Origin of the sequence: Bacillus cereus group sp. MYBK101-2, from assembly GCF_051918845.1 — a bacterium.
GTDB lineage: Bacteria > Bacillota > Bacilli > Bacillales > Bacillaceae_G > Bacillus_A > Bacillus_A paranthracis.
The window spans coordinates 42521-58405 of record NZ_JBQAIE010000022.1 but is presented as its reverse complement, the minus strand read 5'-3'; the positions used below and the strand labels follow the sequence as shown (position 1 = coordinate 58405).

Sequence of the window (15885 nt, the reverse complement as noted above, 5' to 3'; positions counted from 1 at the left end):
GATGGCAGAGAGGTCACACCCGTTCCCATACCGAACACGGAAGTTAAGCTCTCTAGCGCCGATGGTAGTTGGGACCTTGTCCCTGTGAGAGTAGGACGTCGCCAAGCAACTAAACACGAGTCAAATGACTCGTGTTTTTTCGTGTTTTCTTTTATAATCCATAGTAATAAAAAATGTATTTAAATAATTATTATTTTGATTAAATACAGGGGAATGTGGCTAGGATAGTAAATAAGCAAAACAGTTGCAAATTTTATTAATACGTATATAATTAAAGTCAAAGATAGTCAAAGTCAATAAAGGTGGCGGATAAATGAGAAATATATCTGATATCATTGAGCAATATCTAAAGCAAGTTATTGACTTAAGTAATAATAATGTGATTGAAATCAAGAGAAATGAGATTGCGGATCGATTCGAGTGCGTACCATCTCAAATCAATTATGTAATCAATACCCGTTTTACGTTAGAAAGAGGATTTGTAGTAGAAAGTAAACGTGGTGGAGGAGGTTACATTCGCATTATAAAAGTCAAACTGCATGACGATATAGACATTATTGATCAAATGCTTCATATGATTGATCATAGCGTTGCGCAAGGAAATGCAGAGAGTATGATTATACGTTTAATAGAAGAGGGAATCATAACGAATCGTGAAGCTAAACTTATGTTAAGCGTACTAGATCGTTCTGTATTATCAATGGATGTTCCTTCTCGAGATGAACTTAGGGCTCGAATATTATGCGCAATGTTAAGAACACTGAAATATAAATAAATACAGCTTTTGTAAAAGAATAATAACTAAAAGATAAGGCAGTTAAATATTGTAGAAGTTTTGAAAAAAGAACACGCACTTTTGTAAACGAATAAAGGAAAGTGAACAGTCTAGTAATGTATGAAAAGTACTATGAGATAGATCGTTCCTGTTGTAAAGGTGGGGATAGTGATGACTTGTCAAAACTGTAATATAAGACCAGCAACTTTACATTATACAAAAGTAATTAACGAAAAGAAGGCGGAAGTTCATCTTTGTGAGCAATGTGCAGAACAAAGTGGCTATACGTCTTTCTTTCAATCATCGCAGTCTAACTTTTCATTCCATGATTTATTTGCTGGGTTATTACACGGTGAATCAACAATGTTTGAAGAAGGAAAAAGCGGATTTTCGAACACAAATATATTGAGATGTCCAGATTGTAAAATGACATATGAGCAACTTACAAAGGTAGGACGCTTTGGATGTGCTTCTTGTTACGATACATTTAAGGAACATTTAAAGCCATTATTAAAACGTCTTCACGGCGGGCATACAGATCATTGTGGAAAAATTCCGGAGCGTATAGAAGGAAATATTCACTTAAAGAAAGAATTAGATGAACTAAAACTCATTCTGAAACAATACGTACAGAAAGAGGAATTTGAGAAAGCTGCTGAAGTAAGGGATAAAATTAGAAACCTTGAAAATCAGCTTAGTGAGCATAGAGAGGGGGAATAGTTCTATGTCACTGGACAAAATTATGAATGAAGCGATTAGTCCATGGATGAAGGGGGATGGCCCTGATTCTGATATTGTTTTAAGTAGTCGAATTCGTTTGGCTCGTAATTTTAAAAAATATCAATTCTCTACTATGCAAAACGAAGAAGAAGCTAAACAGATTCAAGAATTATTTAAAAAGGAATTTATAAATAAAACAGTAGAACCTTTTGGAGAGTTTGAACTATTAAAAATGAATGAATTAACGCCTCTTCAAAGGAGAGTATTAGTTGAAAAGCATTTAATTAGTCCCAACCTTGCAGGAACAGAATATGGAGCGTGTCTATTGTCAGAAAACGAACATATTAGTGTTATGCTGAATGAAGAAGACCATATTCGGATTCAGTGCTTATTTTCAGGATTGCAGTTATCAGAGGCCCTTCAAAGTGCCAATCAAATAGATAATTGGATTGAGAAAGAGGTTGAATATGCTTTTGATGAATCACTTGGATATATTACGAGCTGCCCTACTAACGTTGGTACAGGACTTAGGGCTTCCGTAATGATCCATTTACCGGGGCTCGTTTTAACGAAAAGAATTAGCCGTATTATACAAGTAATTCAAAAATTAGGGTTAGTAGTAAGAGGAATATACGGTGAAGGTAGCGAAGCGTTAGGTAATATATTTCAAGTGTCAAACCAAATGACGCTAGGAAAATCTGAAGAAGATATTATTGCAGATTTAAAGAGTGTTATTCAACAAATCATACAGCAAGAAAAGATGGCTAGAGAATTAATTGTACAAAATTCAAGTATTGAGCTTGAAGATAAAGTTTATCGCTCTTATGGCATACTAGCTAACAGTCGTTTAATTCAATCTGCGGAAGCAGCCAATTGCTTATCAGATTTACGACTTGGTATTGATTTAGGATATATAAAAGGTATATCGAGAAATATTTTGACTGAGCTAATGGTTCTTACACAACCAGGCATTTTACAACAATATGCGGGAGGACCTTTAGGGCCAGAAGAAAGAGATTATCGAAGAGCAACCTTAATCCGTGAGCGATTACGTATTGAAAAAAACTAAGCGCAAGTAGGAGGCGATTTCTATGATGTTTGGAAGATTTACAGAAAGAGCACAGAAAGTATTAGCTTTATCTCAAGAGGAAGCGATTCGTATTGGGCATAACAATATTGGAACAGAACATATTTTACTTGGGCTTGTACGCGAAGGTGAAGGAATTGCAGCAAAAGCGTTGATTGCTCTTGGATTAAGCCCGGAGAAAGTTCAAAAAGAGGTAGAAGCGTTAATTGGACGCGGAACAGAAGCTTCTCAAACCGTACATTATACACCGCGTGCTAAAAAGGTTATTGAGCTGTCTATGGATGAAGCTCGTAAATTAGGTCATTCTTACGTTGGAACAGAACATATTTTACTTGGTTTAATCCGCGAGGGTGAAGGGGTAGCAGCACGTGTTTTAAATAACTTAGGTGTTAGCTTAAATAAGGCAAGACAACAAGTATTGCAACTTCTTGGAAGTAATGAAGCAAGTTCAGGTCATCAAGGTGGTTCTTCAACAAATGCAAATACACCAACACTTGATAGCTTAGCACGTGATTTAACAGTTGTTGCACGTGAAAATCGTTTAGATCCTGTTATTGGACGTGGTAAAGAAATTCAACGTGTAATTGAGGTTTTAAGCCGTAGAACAAAAAACAATCCTGTATTAATTGGGGAGCCTGGTGTAGGTAAAACGGCAATTGCAGAAGGATTAGCACAACAAATCGTAAATAATGAAGTTCCTGAAACTTTAAGAGATAAGCGTGTTATGACACTAGATATGGGTACAGTGGTAGCCGGAACGAAATACCGTGGTGAATTTGAAGACCGTTTAAAGAAAGTAATGGATGAAATCCGCCAAGCAGGAAATATCATTCTATTTATTGATGAACTTCATACATTAATTGGTGCAGGTGGAGCAGAAGGTGCTATTGACGCATCGAACATTTTAAAACCATCTTTAGCTCGTGGGGAATTACAATGTATTGGGGCGACAACGTTAGATGAATATCGCAAATATATTGAAAAAGATGCAGCTTTAGAGAGACGTTTCCAACCAATTCACGTTGATGAGCCAAGTTTAGATGAATCAACTCAAATTTTGAAAGGTTTACGCGATCGTTATGAGGCACATCACCGCGTATCTATTACAGATGATGCAATTGATGCAGCTGTAAAGCTTTCAGATCGTTATATTACAGATCGTTTCTTACCAGATAAAGCAATTGATTTAATTGATGAAGCTGCTTCAAAGGTTCGCTTACGCTCTTATACAACACCACCAAATCTAAAAGAGCTTGAAGTGAAGCTTGAGGAAATTAGAAAAGAAAAAGATGCAGCTGTACAAAGTCAAGAGTTTGAAAAAGCTGCTTCCTTACGTGATATGGAACAACGTTTACGTGAGAAGTTAGAAGATACGAAGCGTCAATGGAAAGAGCAACAAGGAAAAGAAAACTCAGAAGTGACAGTAGAAGATATTGCAAATGTTGTTTCTACGTGGACTCGTATCCCAGTTTCTAAACTTGCACAAACAGAGACTGATAAATTATTAAACTTAGAATCCATCCTTCACGATCGTGTTATTGGTCAAGATGAAGCGGTAGTAGCTGTAGCAAAAGCTGTTCGCCGTGCTAGAGCAGGGTTGAAAGATCCGAAACGTCCGATTGGCTCGTTTATTTTCTTAGGACCAACAGGTGTAGGTAAAACGGAGTTAGCAAGAGCGTTAGCAGAATCTATGTTCGGTGATGAAGATGCAATGATTCGCATCGATATGTCTGAGTACATGGAGAAACATTCTACTTCTCGTTTAGTTGGATCTCCTCCAGGGTATGTTGGATATGAAGAAGGTGGACAATTAACAGAAAAAGTTCGCCGTAAGCCATATTCAGTTGTCCTATTAGACGAGGTAGAGAAAGCTCATCCTGATGTGTTTAACATTTTACTACAAGTATTAGAAGATGGTCGCTTAACAGATTCGAAAGGGCGTACAGTTGATTTCCGCAATACAATTGTTATTATGACATCTAACGTTGGTGCAGAGGCGTTAAAACGTAATAAGCATCTTGGATTTAACGTACAAGATGAGGGCCGCGATTATTCGGATATGAAAGGTAAAGTAATGGATGAGCTGAAAAAAGCCTTCCGTCCAGAATTCTTAAACCGTATTGATGAAATTATCGTGTTCCATATGCTTGAGAAAAAACATATTCAAGAGATTGTAACACTTATGGTAAATCAGTTAGTAAATCGCTTAAAAGAGCAAGAAATTGAATTGCAATTAACAGAAGGAGCAATTTCGGCCATTGCTGATAAAGGGTTTGACCGAGAGTACGGTGCTCGTCCGCTTCGTAGAGCAATTCAGAAACATGTAGAAGATAGACTATCGGAAGAACTTTTAAAAGGTGCTATTGAGAAAGGACAAAAAGTTATCTTTGATGTTGAAGGAGAATCATTTGTCATTCATAGTGCTGAAAAGGTAAAATAAGTATAGACAAACTAAGAGGGCTACGAGATAGCCCTCTTTCTTGTACGACAAGGATAAATTGTTTATAGATGAAAGTGAAGTGAGATATAAAACGATATGGCTAAAAAGAAAACAAAATTCACATGTCAAGAGTGTGGGTATCAGTCACCAAAATATATGGGGAAATGTCCTGGATGTGGTCAATGGAATACGCTTGTTGAAGAGATGGAACCGGTTGTATCATCAAGGCGCCTTAATTATGCCAATGCAATTCAAACAGAAGTAACAAAACCAAGACGTCTAACAGAAGTGGAAACAAAGTCTGAGGCGCGTATTGAAACAAAATTTCAAGAATTTAACCGTGTACTTGGTGGCGGGATTGTAGATGGATCCTTAGTACTGATTGGTGGAGACCCCGGGATTGGAAAATCAACGTTACTATTACAAATATCATCGCAATTAGCAGATTCTTCATATGATGTCCTATATATATCGGGTGAAGAATCAGCAAAACAGATTAAATTGCGTGCGGATCGTTTACATGTAAATGGTAGTAATCTATTTGTTGTATCAGAGACGGATTTACAGCGAATTGCAACACATATTGAAGAGGTGAACCCAGCCTTTGTTGTTATTGATTCTATTCAAACAATACATCTACCTGAAGTAACATCAGCGCCGGGAAGTGTGGCACAAGTTCGTGAATGTACAGCGGAATTAATGAAACTTGCAAAAACGAAAGGAATCCCTATTTTTATCGTTGGACATGTGACAAAAGAGGGGGCGATTGCAGGACCTCGTATGTTAGAACATATGGTCGATGCAGTTCTTTATTTTGAAGGAGACCGTCATCATACATACCGTATTTTGCGAGCAGTAAAGAATCGCTTTGGTTCTACGAATGAAATGGGTATTTTTGAAATGAAAGAACTTGGTCTTGCAGAAGTATTAAACCCTTCTGAGATTTTCCTTGAGGAAAGACCAGTTGGGGTTGCGGGATCAACAGTGGTTGCCTCAATGGAAGGAACAAGACCAGTTTTAGTAGAAATACAAGCATTAATTTCCCCTACTAGTTTTGGAAACCCTCGAAGAATGGCAACGGGAATTGATCATAACCGTGTATCGCTTATTATGGCAGTGCTAGAAAAAAGAACAGGCTTATTATTGCAAAATCAGGATGCATATTTAAAAGTAGCAGGTGGTTTGAAGTTAGATGAACCAGCAATTGATTTAGCTGTCGCTTTAAGTATAGCTTCAAGTTTTAGAGATAAATCTACGGCACCAACCGATGCAGTAATAGGAGAAGTAGGATTAACTGGAGAAATAAGAAGAGTATCAAGAATTGAACAACGTGTACAAGAAGCGGCTAAATTAGGATTTCAACGCGCTATTATTCCTAGAAAAAATTTGGGAGGATGGACAATTCCAGATGGGATTGAGGTAGTTGGTGTATCTAATTTAGGAGAAGCACTTCGTTTGACATTAGGAGGCTAGGCTATGGAAGAAAACAAGCAACGTGTCAAAAGTATGATTAATATTTTACAACTTGTGGCCCCGGGAACACCACTGCGCGAAGGGATAGATAATGTACTTCGCGCACAAACAGGGGGATTAATTGTTCTTGGATATAATGAGCAGATTAAAAGTATTGTTGATGGAGGTTTTCATATTAATTGTGCATTCTCTCCAGCTAGTTTATATGAATTAGCAAAAATGGATGGGGCACTTATTTTAAATGAAACTGGAAGTAAAATTTTGATTTCGAACGCACAGTTAGTTCCAGAGTCATCTATTGACTCTATTGAGACAGGTATGCGCCACCGAACGGCGGAGCGTGTAGCAAAGCAGACAGGCAGCCTTGTTGTGGCTATTTCACAAAGACGTAACGTAATTACGCTATATCAAGGGAATTTACGTTATACACTAAAAGATATAGGCGTTATTTTAACAAAGGCGAATCAAGCTATCCAAACGTTAGAAAAATATAAGGCTGTATGGAATGATGGGATTACGAATTTGGGCATTCTAGAATTTGAAGAGGTTGTTACAATGTCCGAGGTAGTCCATGTTTTACATAGTGTTGAAATGGTACTACGTATTAAAAATGAAATATTGAGCTATATTCATGAATTGGGAACAGAAGGTAGGTTAATTCGTTTACAACTTACGGAACTATTAGCCGACTTAGAAGCAGAGGCAGCGCTATTAATTAAAGATTACTATCAAGAAAAAACACAAGACCATCATCAAATTTTGAAAAAGTTACAAGAACTTGCGAATACACAACTTCTAGAGGACAGTGATTTAGTTAAATTGCTCGGATACCCGGGACAAACGAGTTTAGAAGAAAGTGTGACGCCGAGAGGATACCGAATCACAAGCAAAATTTCGCGTGTTCCACCACTTATCATTGAAAACTTAATTAATCGATTTAAAACTTTGCAAGGTGTTTGTCGTGCAACTATTAATGAATTAGATGATGTGGAAGGAATTGGGGAAGTCAGGGCGAAGAAAATACGAGAAGGTCTAAAAAGAATTCAAGAGCATCTCTATATGAGTAGACACAATTAAGAATATTACATTGATTCTATAATATAACGACACTAGAACATTTTTGGTATATGATATGATATATTGGTAAATAAAACTATTTATAAAAAAACACGTCCGCTTTTGCATTCGGCGTTTTGATTAGCGAAACAATGGTTAATAATGAGTAGGAGGTGGTTGGATGTTAAAACGGATTGTACAGCTCTTCTTTTTAGTAATCGGGGGAGCGTTAGGGATTTACTTAATCCCAAAAGTTATTAATGTATTAGACATCGGTGCTGTTCCATTATTGGAAGGATCGTATGTTCGTGCAATTATTGGTGCAATTATTTTATTTTTAACAACATTTTGGCTTGTAGATTATATTGTTCAACTTATTAAGCATATTGAAGAGGCTCTTGTAAAAGCGCCTGTAGCAGATGTTTTGTTTGGTACATTAGGTTTAATCTCTGGGCTTATTGTTGCGTATTTAATTTTAATACCAATTCGTGAATTTACAATTCCAGTTATTAGTACAGTGTTGCAAGTGTTCTTTACTCTTTTACTAGGATATTTAGGATTCCAAGTAGGGTTTAAAAAGAGGAATGAATTGCTAGGATTATTTACATTACCACAACGTGGGAAAAAGAAAAATAATAATAGTGAGAATGAAGAACCAGAAAATGAGGTAGAAGAATCTTTAGCGCATTGGAAAATTCTCGATACAAGTGTAATTATCGATGGACGTATTGCTGATATTTGCCAAACAAAGTTTTTAGAAGGAACAATTGTCATTCCACAATTCGTGTTAGAAGAACTTCAGCACATTGCCGATTCTTCTGATGCTTTAAAACGTAATCGTGGTCGTAGAGGATTAGATATTTTAAATCGTATTCAAAAAGAGATGCCGATTCCGGTAGAAATTTATGAAGGCGATTTCGACGATATTCAAGAAGTGGATAGCAAACTTGTAAAGTTAGCGAAAATCACTGGTGGAACGGTAGTAACGAATGACTTCAACTTAAACAAAGTCTCTGAATTACAAGGGGTAACGGTGTTAAACATTAACGATTTAGCTAATGCAATTAAACCTGTTGTACTCCCAGGTGAAGAACTAAGTGTTTATGTTGTAAAAGATGGAAAAGAACAAAATCAAGGTGTAGCATATTTAGATGACGGCACGATGATTGTAGTAGAAGATGGTAGAGAATATGTAGGCTCACAACTCGATGTACTCGTTACGAGTGTGTTACAAACGTCGGCTGGGCGCATGATTTTTGCCAAACGTAAATTATTAGAAAAAGCATTATAAGTAGAGGATTATTAATATGTATACATTAATTATTCCGGCAGCTGGTCAAGGAAAGCGGATGGGTGCTGGCAAAAATAAGTTGTTCTTACTTATTAATGAAGTACCGATTATTGTGCATACGTTACGTGCTTTCGAACAGGATAAAGCATGTAAAAATATTATTATGGCAATTAACGAAGAAGAGCGTCCGTATTTTGAAGAGTTAATGCAGAAGTATCCGGTTGCAAAGCCAGTACAATTTATTCAAGGTGGAGCTGAAAGACAAGATAGTGTATATAATGCGATTCAGCATACGAGTGATGTTGAGTATGTTCTTGTACATGACGGTGCGCGCCCGTTCGTAACGAATAAAGTGATCCAAGATGTATTAACTGCAGCAGAAAAATATGGAGCTTCCATTTGTGCAGTGCCAGTGAAAGATACTGTTAAGAAAGTAGAGCAGGGTGTTGTTGTAGAAACAGTAGAAAGATCTCAGCTGACAGCTGTACAAACACCGCAAGGGTTCTCTGTTTCTCTTTTGTTAGAAGCTCATAGAAGTGCGAAGCAGAGTTGTTTCCTTGGTACAGATGATGCAAGTCTCGTAGAACGTATCGGGAAGCAAGTAGGTGTAGTAGAGGGGAGTTACTATAATATTAAAGTGACGACTCCAGAGGATTTACTAATTGCTGAAAGTTTTCTTCACGTTCAAAAGAAATGATAGCAATGATTATAGCGAAGAGAAGCTCGGCAAAGGCCGGGCTTTTCTTTATAAGGATAGCGATATAATATAGAATCATAAAGCTCAGTAGTTTAGCTCGAGGAGGATGTAAAAAATGTTTCGAATTGGACAAGGTTTTGATGTGCATGAATTCGCGGAAGGTAGACCGTTAATTATTGGCGGAATTACAATTCCACATGAGAAAGGATTAATCGGTCACTCTGATGCAGATGTATTGTTACATACAATCGCGGATGCGTGTTTAGGTGCAATTGCAGCAGGAGATATTGGAAAACATTTTCCTGATACAGACCCCGCCTTTAAAGATGCTGATTCAGCTATATTATTGCAAAAGGTTTGGGGATTTGTGCGTGAACAAGGTTATGAATTAGGGAATTTAGATTGTACAATTATTGCTCAAAAGCCAAAAATGGCACCACATATTGAAAGTATGCGTAAACGCATTAGTGAACTATTAGAAACGTCTATTGATAATATCAATGTAAAGGCAACAACAACAGAAAAACTAGGATTTACAGGTAGAGAAGAAGGAATTGCTTCTCAAGCAGTTGTTTTATTACAGAAAAAATAATGGTTTTTAATTCGTAAGATGGATAATCACATTTTTTTGGTGTACAATTATAGAATGTGTTGACATTAAGAATGGAAGGTGTACCAATTATGGAAAAGCAAGTGAGAGTGCGCTATGCGCCAAGTCCAACAGGACACTTACATATCGGAAATGCGCGTACGGCATTATTTAATTATTTATTTGCTCGTCATCAAGATGGTAAGTTTATTATTCGTATTGAAGATACTGATGTAAAACGTAATGTTGCTGGTGGAGAAGAAAGCCAATTAAAATACTTGAAATGGCTCGGTATGGACTGGGATGAAGGTGTTGATGTTGGTGGTGAATTTGGACCATATCGTCAAACAGAGCGTTTAGATATTTATAAAAAGTTATATGAAGATTTATTAGAGCGTGGTTTAGCTTACAAATGTTATATGACAGAAGAAGAGCTAGAAGCAGAACGCGAAGGGCAAATCGCTCGTGGTGAAACACCTCGTTATGCAGGTAACCATCGTGATTTAACTGAAGCGCAAGTGAAAGAATTTGAAGCTGAGGGACGTATTCCAAGTATTCGTTTCCGTGTACCAGCTGACCGTGATTACACATTTAAAGATATTGTAAAAGATGAAGTTGCATTCCATTCAAATGATTTCGGTGATTTCGTTATCGTGAAAAAAGATGGGATTCCAACTTATAACTTTGCAGTAGCAGTAGATGATCACTTAATGGAAATTACACACGTACTTCGTGGTGATGACCATATTTCAAACACGCCAAAACAAATGATGATTTATGAAGCTTTCGGTTGGGATATTCCTCAATTCGGTCATATGACTTTAATTGTAAATGAAAGCCGTAAAAAATTAAGTAAGCGTGATGAATCTATTATTCAATTTATCGAGCAATATAAAGAACTTGGATATCTTCCAGAAGCAATCTTTAACTTCATTGCACTACTAGGTTGGTCGCCAGTAGGAGAAGAAGAAATCTTCTCTCAAGAAGAGTTTATCAAAATGTTCGATGCAGCTCGTTTATCAAAATCACCTGCATTATTTGATTCTCAAAAACTGAAATGGATGAACAACCAATATATGAAAAAGCAAGATTTAGATACGGTGGTAGAATTAAGCTTACCGCATTTAGTGAAAGCTGGACGTATAGGTGAAACTTTAAGTGAACAAGAACAAGCTTGGATTCGTGATGTAATTGCGTTATATCATGAACAAATGAGCTTTGGAGCTGAAATTGTAGAGCTTTCTGAAATGTTCTTCAAAGATCATGTTGATTATGAAGAAGAAGGACAAGAAGTATTAAAAGGTGAACAAGTACCAGAAGTACTTCGTGCATTTGCTGGTCAAGTAGAAGCACTAGAAGCTATGGAACCGGCAGCAGTTAAGGCGGCTATTAAAGCAGTTCAAAAGGAAACAGGTCATAAAGGTAAAAACCTATTTATGCCAATCCGTGTTGCAACTACTGGTCAAACACACGGCCCGGAGCTTCCTAATGCTATTGCACTTCTTGGAAAAGAAAAAGTTTTAAATCGTCTTCAAAAAGTAATTGGTTAACATTTTCTAGGTTTAGAAATATAATAAGTATACTTAAAACCTAATAAGGAAAAGCGACGAGAAGGAGAAGTAGAAAATCAGGCTTTTTACAGAGAGAACCACCTTAGGCTGGAAGTGGTTTATAAGCGGGTTTTTGAAATGCCCCTTCGAGTCTTCTGCTGAACAGCAAATTGTTTTGCGAAACGTCTTAGGACGTAAAGTAAGCAGAAGCGGTGTACACCGTTATCAGAGATGAGTTTGAGGCTTTTTTTAGCCTAAACAGAGTGGAACCGCGCTTATAAGGCGTCTCTGTCAATATGACAGAGGCGTCTTTTTTTATACCGTAAAATTGGGTATGAGTATAAGTTTTATCCACGTGTATAAAGATTTAGGGGGATAAGTAGGGAGTTAGTTCACTCGAAAAAGCAGCCCATAAAGGGGAGGGAACGTCGATGTTTAAGAGGCTTCGGGAAGATATTGAAGTCGTTTTTGAACAGGATCCAGCGGCAAGAAGTTATTTCGAAGTCATTTTGACTTACTCTGGATTACATGCAGTTTGGGCCCATCGAATTGCACATGCTTTTTATAAAAAGAATTTCTTCTTTATTGCACGTTGGATCTCACAAGTTAGTCGTTTCTTTACTGGCATTGAGATTCATCCAGGAGCAACAATTGGTCGTCGTTTTTTCATTGACCATGGAATGGGAGTTGTAATTGGAGAAACGTGCGAAATTGGTGACAATGTAACGATCTATCAAGGAGTTACATTAGGTGGTACGGGTAAAGAAAAGGGAAAGAGGCACCCTACAATTCAGGATAATGTATTAATTGCAACAGGTGCTAAAGTACTAGGCTCTATTACAGTTGGAGAGAATTCTAAAATTGGAGCAGGTTCTGTCGTATTAAAAGAAGTCCCTGCACATTCTACAGTTGTAGGTATACCTGGCCGAGTCGTTATTCAAAATGGCGTAAAGATTGGTCAAGAATTGAATCATTCCGACCTTCCAGACCCAATTTTTGATAAATTAAAGGTCATGGAAGTAGAACTTGATAAATTGAAAAAACAACTTGAAGTAAAGGTAGAAAGGAAGGATAAAAATGACTATTCACATTTATAATACGTTAACACGTCAAAAGGAAGAGTTTATTCCATTAGAAGAAAATAAGGTAAAGATGTATGTATGCGGACCTACAGTTTATAACTATATTCACATCGGGAACGCAAGACCACCTATGGTATTTGATACAGTGCGCCGTTATTTAGAATATAAAGGATACGATGTGCAGTATGTATCTAACTTTACTGACGTAGATGATAAATTAATTAAAGCCGCAAATGAGTTAGGCGAAGATGTGCCGACAATTGCGGACCGTTTCGTGGAAGCGTACTTTGAAGATGTAACGGCATTAGGTTGCAAACATGCAACAGTTCATCCGCGTGTAACAGAAAATATGGATATTATTATTGAATTTATTCAAGAACTTGTGAATAAAGGATATGCATATGAATCAGAAGGGGATGTGTACTTTAGAACGAAGGAATTCGAAGGGTACGGTAAGTTATCACATCAACCGATCGCGGACTTACGTCACGGTGCGCGTATTGAAGTAGGAGAAAAGAAACAAGACCCTCTTGATTTTGCACTATGGAAAGCTGCGAAAGAAGGAGAAATCTTCTGGGAAAGCCCTTGGGGTCAAGGTCGTCCAGGCTGGCATATCGAATGCTCGGCAATGGCACGTAAATACTTAGGGGATACAATTGATATTCACGCCGGTGGTCAAGACTTGGCATTTCCTCATCATGAGAATGAAATCGCGCAGTCTGAGGCGCTAACAGGAAAAACATTTGCACGTTATTGGATGCACAATGGATATATTAATATTAATAATGAAAAAATGTCTAAGTCACTTGGGAACTTCATTTTAGTTCACGATATCATTAAGCAATATGATCCGCAGTTAATTAGATTCTTTATGCTATCAGTACATTATCGTCACCCAATTAATTTCAGTGAAGAGTTATTACGAAGCACAAATAACGGACTGGAAAGAATTAAAACAGCTTACGGTAATTTGAAACACCGTATGGAAAGTAGTACGGATTTAACAGATCATAATGAGAAATGGTTAGCTGATCTGGAAAAATTCCAAACTGCATTTGAAGAAGCGATGAATGATGATTTCAATACTGCTAATGCAATCACTGAGTTATATAATGTAGCAAATCATGCAAATCAATATTTACTGGAAGAACATACGTCTACAGTGGTAATTCAAGCATACGTAAAACAACTTGAAACATTATTTGATATTTTAGGGTTAGAATTAGCACAAGAAGAGTTACTAGATGAAGAAATTGAGGCGCTTATTCAAAAACGTATTGAAGCTCGTAAAAATCGTGATTTTGCATTATCAGATCAAATTCGCGATGATTTAAAAGACCGTAATATTATTTTAGAAGATACCGCTCAAGGTACAAGATGGAAAAGAGGATAAGAATGATTGATGCAAAGCAATTAAACAGCTTAGCGTTAGCATATATGGGTGATGCGGTATATGAACAATATATCCGCTATCACCTACTTCAAAAAGGGAAGGTTCGTCCTAATCAGTTGCATCGATTAGGGACAAGCTTTGTTTCGGCAAAAGCACAGGCGAAAGTTGTTTATCATTTATTAGAGACAGCATTTTTAACTGAGGAAGAAGAGGCAGTACTAAGAAGAGGGCGTAATGCAAATTCAGGTACTGTTCCGAAAAATACAGATGTACAAACATATCGACATAGTACAGCCTTTGAAGCGTTAATTGGCTATCATCACTTATTAAATAATCGTGAAAGATTAGACGAAATTGTATATAAGGCAATTGCTGTTCTAGAAGAAAAGGAAGGGGGCACATCATCATGAGTAGTGAATATATTATCGGACGTAACCCTGTAATTGAAGCGTTACGATCAGGGAGAGATATTAATAAAATTTGGATCGCAGAAGGTGCTGCCAAAGGACAAGTGCAAATTGTACTGGCACTAGCGAAAGAAAATAAAATTATTTTGCAACATGCACCAAAAAAGAAGTTAGATCAATTAGTTGAGGGGAACCATCAAGGTGTAATTGCTCAAGTGGCCGCATATCAATATGCTGAGCTAGAAGATCTATTCAAAGTAGCAGAGAAGCGTAACGAAGATCCGTTCTTCTTAATTTTAGATGAAATTGAAGACCCGCATAACCTCGGTTCTATTATGCGTACTGCGGATGCGACAGGAGCTCATGGAATTATAATTCCGAAAAGAAGAGCTGTGGGACTTACTGCATCAGTTGCGAAAGCATCTACTGGGGCAATTGAATATATTCCTGTTGCACGCGTAACGAATTTATCTCGTACAATCGATGAATTAAAAGAACGTGGACTTTGGATTGCTGGTACAGATGCAAAAGGGAAAACGGATTATCGTAATTTAGATGGGAAAATGCCAATTGGATTAGTAATTGGAAGTGAAGGAAAAGGTATGAGTCGTATTATTGGTGAAAAATGTGATTTCTTAATTACTTTACCGATGGTTGGTAAAGTTACATCCTTAAATGCTTCAGTGGCCGCGAGTTTGTTAATGTATGAGGTATATCGTAAACGTAACGAAATTGGTAAATAAAAAATGAACGATATTTTAATCGTTGACGGTTACAACATTATTGGAGCTTGGGGAGACTTGAAGAAACTACGGGATGTAGATTTGCAGTCATCAAGAGATGCACTGATTGATAAGATGGCGGATTACCAAGGTTACACAGGGACAAAGGTAATGATAGTTTTTGATGCGTATACAGTCCACGGTATTGAAAAAAAGATGAAACAATCGCGTGTGGAAGTTATATTCACGAGGAAGAATCAAACGGCAGATGAAAAGATAGAGCAACTTGCGATTGAACTTAGAAATATAAATACGCAAATATATGTTGCGACTTCTGATTATACGGAACAATGGGTTATATTTGCTCAAGGTGCGCTCCGGAAATCTGCGCGGGAATTAGAGTTGGAAGTACAAGCGATGGAGCAACAAGTAAGAAGGCGTACACAAGACGCAAAAGAAAAGCAACCCGCCATGCGAAAGATATTTAGTAAAGATATTACAGAAAAGTTAGAAAAATTAAGAAGAGGAGAGCGTTGAAGCATTGACGCTCTTTGTCTTTTTACTGTATAATATTTCTAAATAAATAGCGGTCGGAGGGATCAA

Annotated in this window: 15 protein-coding genes, 1 rRNA gene and 1 other annotated feature; all 16 genes read left to right on the top strand. The window is 37.2% G+C overall.

Annotation, left to right across the window (positions count from 1 at the left end; translation table 11 throughout):
* Nucleotides 1-107 (top strand): 5S ribosomal RNA (rrf, locus tag ACTFSI_RS26300); the annotation flags it as partial.
* A gap of 206 nt (nucleotides 108-313) precedes the next feature.
* Nucleotides 314-775, top strand: coding sequence for a transcriptional regulator CtsR (gene ctsR / locus ACTFSI_RS26295; RefSeq protein WP_001244563.1), 462 nt, complete (start codon nucleotides 314-316; stop codon nucleotides 773-775).
* A 171-nt stretch (nucleotides 776-946) separates the two neighbouring features.
* Complete coding sequence (locus ACTFSI_RS26290; protein WP_000128394.1) at nucleotides 947-1495, top strand: UvrB/UvrC motif-containing protein; 549 nt, start codon at nucleotides 947-949, stop codon at nucleotides 1493-1495.
* 4 nt (nucleotides 1496-1499) lie between these two features.
* Nucleotides 1500-2564, top strand: coding sequence for a protein arginine kinase (locus tag ACTFSI_RS26285; RefSeq protein ID WP_000050825.1), 1065 nt, complete (start codon nucleotides 1500-1502; stop codon nucleotides 2562-2564).
* A gap of 22 nt (nucleotides 2565-2586) precedes the next feature.
* Nucleotides 2587-5022, top strand: coding sequence for an ATP-dependent protease ATP-binding subunit ClpC (clpC, locus tag ACTFSI_RS26280; RefSeq protein ID WP_000971177.1), 2436 nt, complete (start codon nucleotides 2587-2589; stop codon nucleotides 5020-5022).
* 96 nt (nucleotides 5023-5118) lie between these two features.
* Nucleotides 5119-6495, top strand: coding sequence for a DNA repair protein RadA (radA, locus tag ACTFSI_RS26275; protein WP_001085212.1), 1377 nt, complete (start codon nucleotides 5119-5121; stop codon nucleotides 6493-6495).
* A 3-nt stretch (nucleotides 6496-6498) separates the two neighbouring features.
* The gene (gene disA, locus ACTFSI_RS26270; protein ID WP_000392171.1) at nucleotides 6499-7572 is read left to right on the top strand and encodes a DNA integrity scanning diadenylate cyclase DisA; all 1074 of its coding nucleotides are present in this window, start codon (nucleotides 6499-6501) and stop codon (nucleotides 7570-7572) included.
* A gap of 160 nt (nucleotides 7573-7732) precedes the next feature.
* Nucleotides 7733-8842: a PIN/TRAM domain-containing protein gene (locus ACTFSI_RS26265; RefSeq protein WP_000919684.1), complete on the top strand. Its 1110-nt coding sequence runs from the start codon at nucleotides 7733-7735 to the stop codon at nucleotides 8840-8842.
* Between the two features lie 16 nt (nucleotides 8843-8858).
* Complete coding sequence (gene ispD / locus ACTFSI_RS26260) at nucleotides 8859-9539, top strand: 2-C-methyl-D-erythritol 4-phosphate cytidylyltransferase (protein ID WP_000288305.1); 681 nt, start codon at nucleotides 8859-8861, stop codon at nucleotides 9537-9539.
* Between the two features lie 115 nt (nucleotides 9540-9654).
* Nucleotides 9655-10131 carry a 2-C-methyl-D-erythritol 2,4-cyclodiphosphate synthase gene (gene ispF / locus ACTFSI_RS26255; RefSeq protein WP_000488383.1) on the top strand — a complete coding sequence of 159 codons (477 nt, stop codon included), beginning with the start codon at nucleotides 9655-9657 and terminating at the stop codon, nucleotides 10129-10131.
* A gap of 89 nt (nucleotides 10132-10220) precedes the next feature.
* Nucleotides 10221-11678, top strand: a complete 1458-nt coding sequence (gene gltX, locus ACTFSI_RS26250; RefSeq protein ID WP_044790591.1) for a glutamate--tRNA ligase — start codon at nucleotides 10221-10223, stop codon at nucleotides 11676-11678.
* A gap of 47 nt (nucleotides 11679-11725) precedes the next feature.
* Nucleotides 11726-11971: a binding site (T-box leader), on the top strand.
* A gap of 138 nt (nucleotides 11972-12109) precedes the next feature.
* Nucleotides 12110-12775: a serine O-acetyltransferase gene (gene cysE, locus ACTFSI_RS26245; protein ID WP_000476500.1), complete on the top strand. Its 666-nt coding sequence runs from the start codon at nucleotides 12110-12112 to the stop codon at nucleotides 12773-12775.
* Nucleotides 12756-14153 (top strand): cysteine--tRNA ligase, encoded by a 1398-nt coding sequence (cysS, locus tag ACTFSI_RS26240; RefSeq protein ID WP_000152260.1) that lies wholly within the window; start codon nucleotides 12756-12758, stop codon nucleotides 14151-14153. Before cysE ends, cysS begins: the two co-directional genes overlap by 20 nt.
* 2 nt (nucleotides 14154-14155) lie before the next feature.
* A complete protein-coding gene (locus ACTFSI_RS26235) occupies nucleotides 14156-14563 on the top strand; it encodes a Mini-ribonuclease 3 (RefSeq protein ID WP_000564261.1) in 408 nt (135 codons plus the stop codon).
* Nucleotides 14560-15303, top strand: coding sequence for a 23S rRNA (guanosine(2251)-2'-O)-methyltransferase RlmB (gene rlmB, locus ACTFSI_RS26230; protein ID WP_000093759.1), 744 nt, complete (start codon nucleotides 14560-14562; stop codon nucleotides 15301-15303). Before ACTFSI_RS26235 ends, rlmB begins: the two co-directional genes overlap by 4 nt.
* Before the next feature lie 3 nt (nucleotides 15304-15306).
* Nucleotides 15307-15819: an NYN domain-containing protein gene (locus tag ACTFSI_RS26225; RefSeq protein WP_000997882.1), complete on the top strand. Its 513-nt coding sequence runs from the start codon at nucleotides 15307-15309 to the stop codon at nucleotides 15817-15819.
* Nucleotides 15820-15885: the final 66 nt, after the last annotated feature.

What these genes read in the sequence shown, in the direction of transcription:
- ctsR (WP_001244563.1), top strand. Translation starts at nt 314, where the DNA reads ATGAGAAATATATCTGATATCATTGAGCAATATCTAAAGCAAGTTATT.
- ACTFSI_RS26290 (WP_000128394.1), top strand. Translation starts at nt 947, where the DNA reads ATGACTTGTCAAAACTGTAATATAAGACCAGCAACTTTACATTATACA.
- ACTFSI_RS26285 (WP_000050825.1), top strand. Translation starts at nt 1,500, where the DNA reads ATGTCACTGGACAAAATTATGAATGAAGCGATTAGTCCATGGATGAAG.
- clpC (WP_000971177.1), top strand. Translation starts at nt 2,587, where the DNA reads ATGATGTTTGGAAGATTTACAGAAAGAGCACAGAAAGTATTAGCTTTA.
- radA (WP_001085212.1), top strand. Translation starts at nt 5,119, where the DNA reads ATGGCTAAAAAGAAAACAAAATTCACATGTCAAGAGTGTGGGTATCAG.
- disA (WP_000392171.1), top strand. Translation starts at nt 6,499, where the DNA reads ATGGAAGAAAACAAGCAACGTGTCAAAAGTATGATTAATATTTTACAA.
- ACTFSI_RS26265 (WP_000919684.1), top strand. Translation starts at nt 7,733, where the DNA reads ATGTTAAAACGGATTGTACAGCTCTTCTTTTTAGTAATCGGGGGAGCG.
- ispD (WP_000288305.1), top strand. Translation starts at nt 8,859, where the DNA reads ATGTATACATTAATTATTCCGGCAGCTGGTCAAGGAAAGCGGATGGGT.
- ispF (WP_000488383.1), top strand. Translation starts at nt 9,655, where the DNA reads ATGTTTCGAATTGGACAAGGTTTTGATGTGCATGAATTCGCGGAAGGT.
- gltX (WP_044790591.1), top strand. Translation starts at nt 10,221, where the DNA reads ATGGAAAAGCAAGTGAGAGTGCGCTATGCGCCAAGTCCAACAGGACAC.
- cysE (WP_000476500.1), top strand. Translation starts at nt 12,110, where the DNA reads ATGTTTAAGAGGCTTCGGGAAGATATTGAAGTCGTTTTTGAACAGGAT.
- cysS (WP_000152260.1), top strand. Translation starts at nt 12,756, where the DNA reads ATGACTATTCACATTTATAATACGTTAACACGTCAAAAGGAAGAGTTT.
- ACTFSI_RS26235 (WP_000564261.1), top strand. Translation starts at nt 14,156, where the DNA reads ATGATTGATGCAAAGCAATTAAACAGCTTAGCGTTAGCATATATGGGT.
- rlmB (WP_000093759.1), top strand. Translation starts at nt 14,560, where the DNA reads ATGAGTAGTGAATATATTATCGGACGTAACCCTGTAATTGAAGCGTTA.
- ACTFSI_RS26225 (WP_000997882.1), top strand. Translation starts at nt 15,307, where the DNA reads ATGAACGATATTTTAATCGTTGACGGTTACAACATTATTGGAGCTTGG.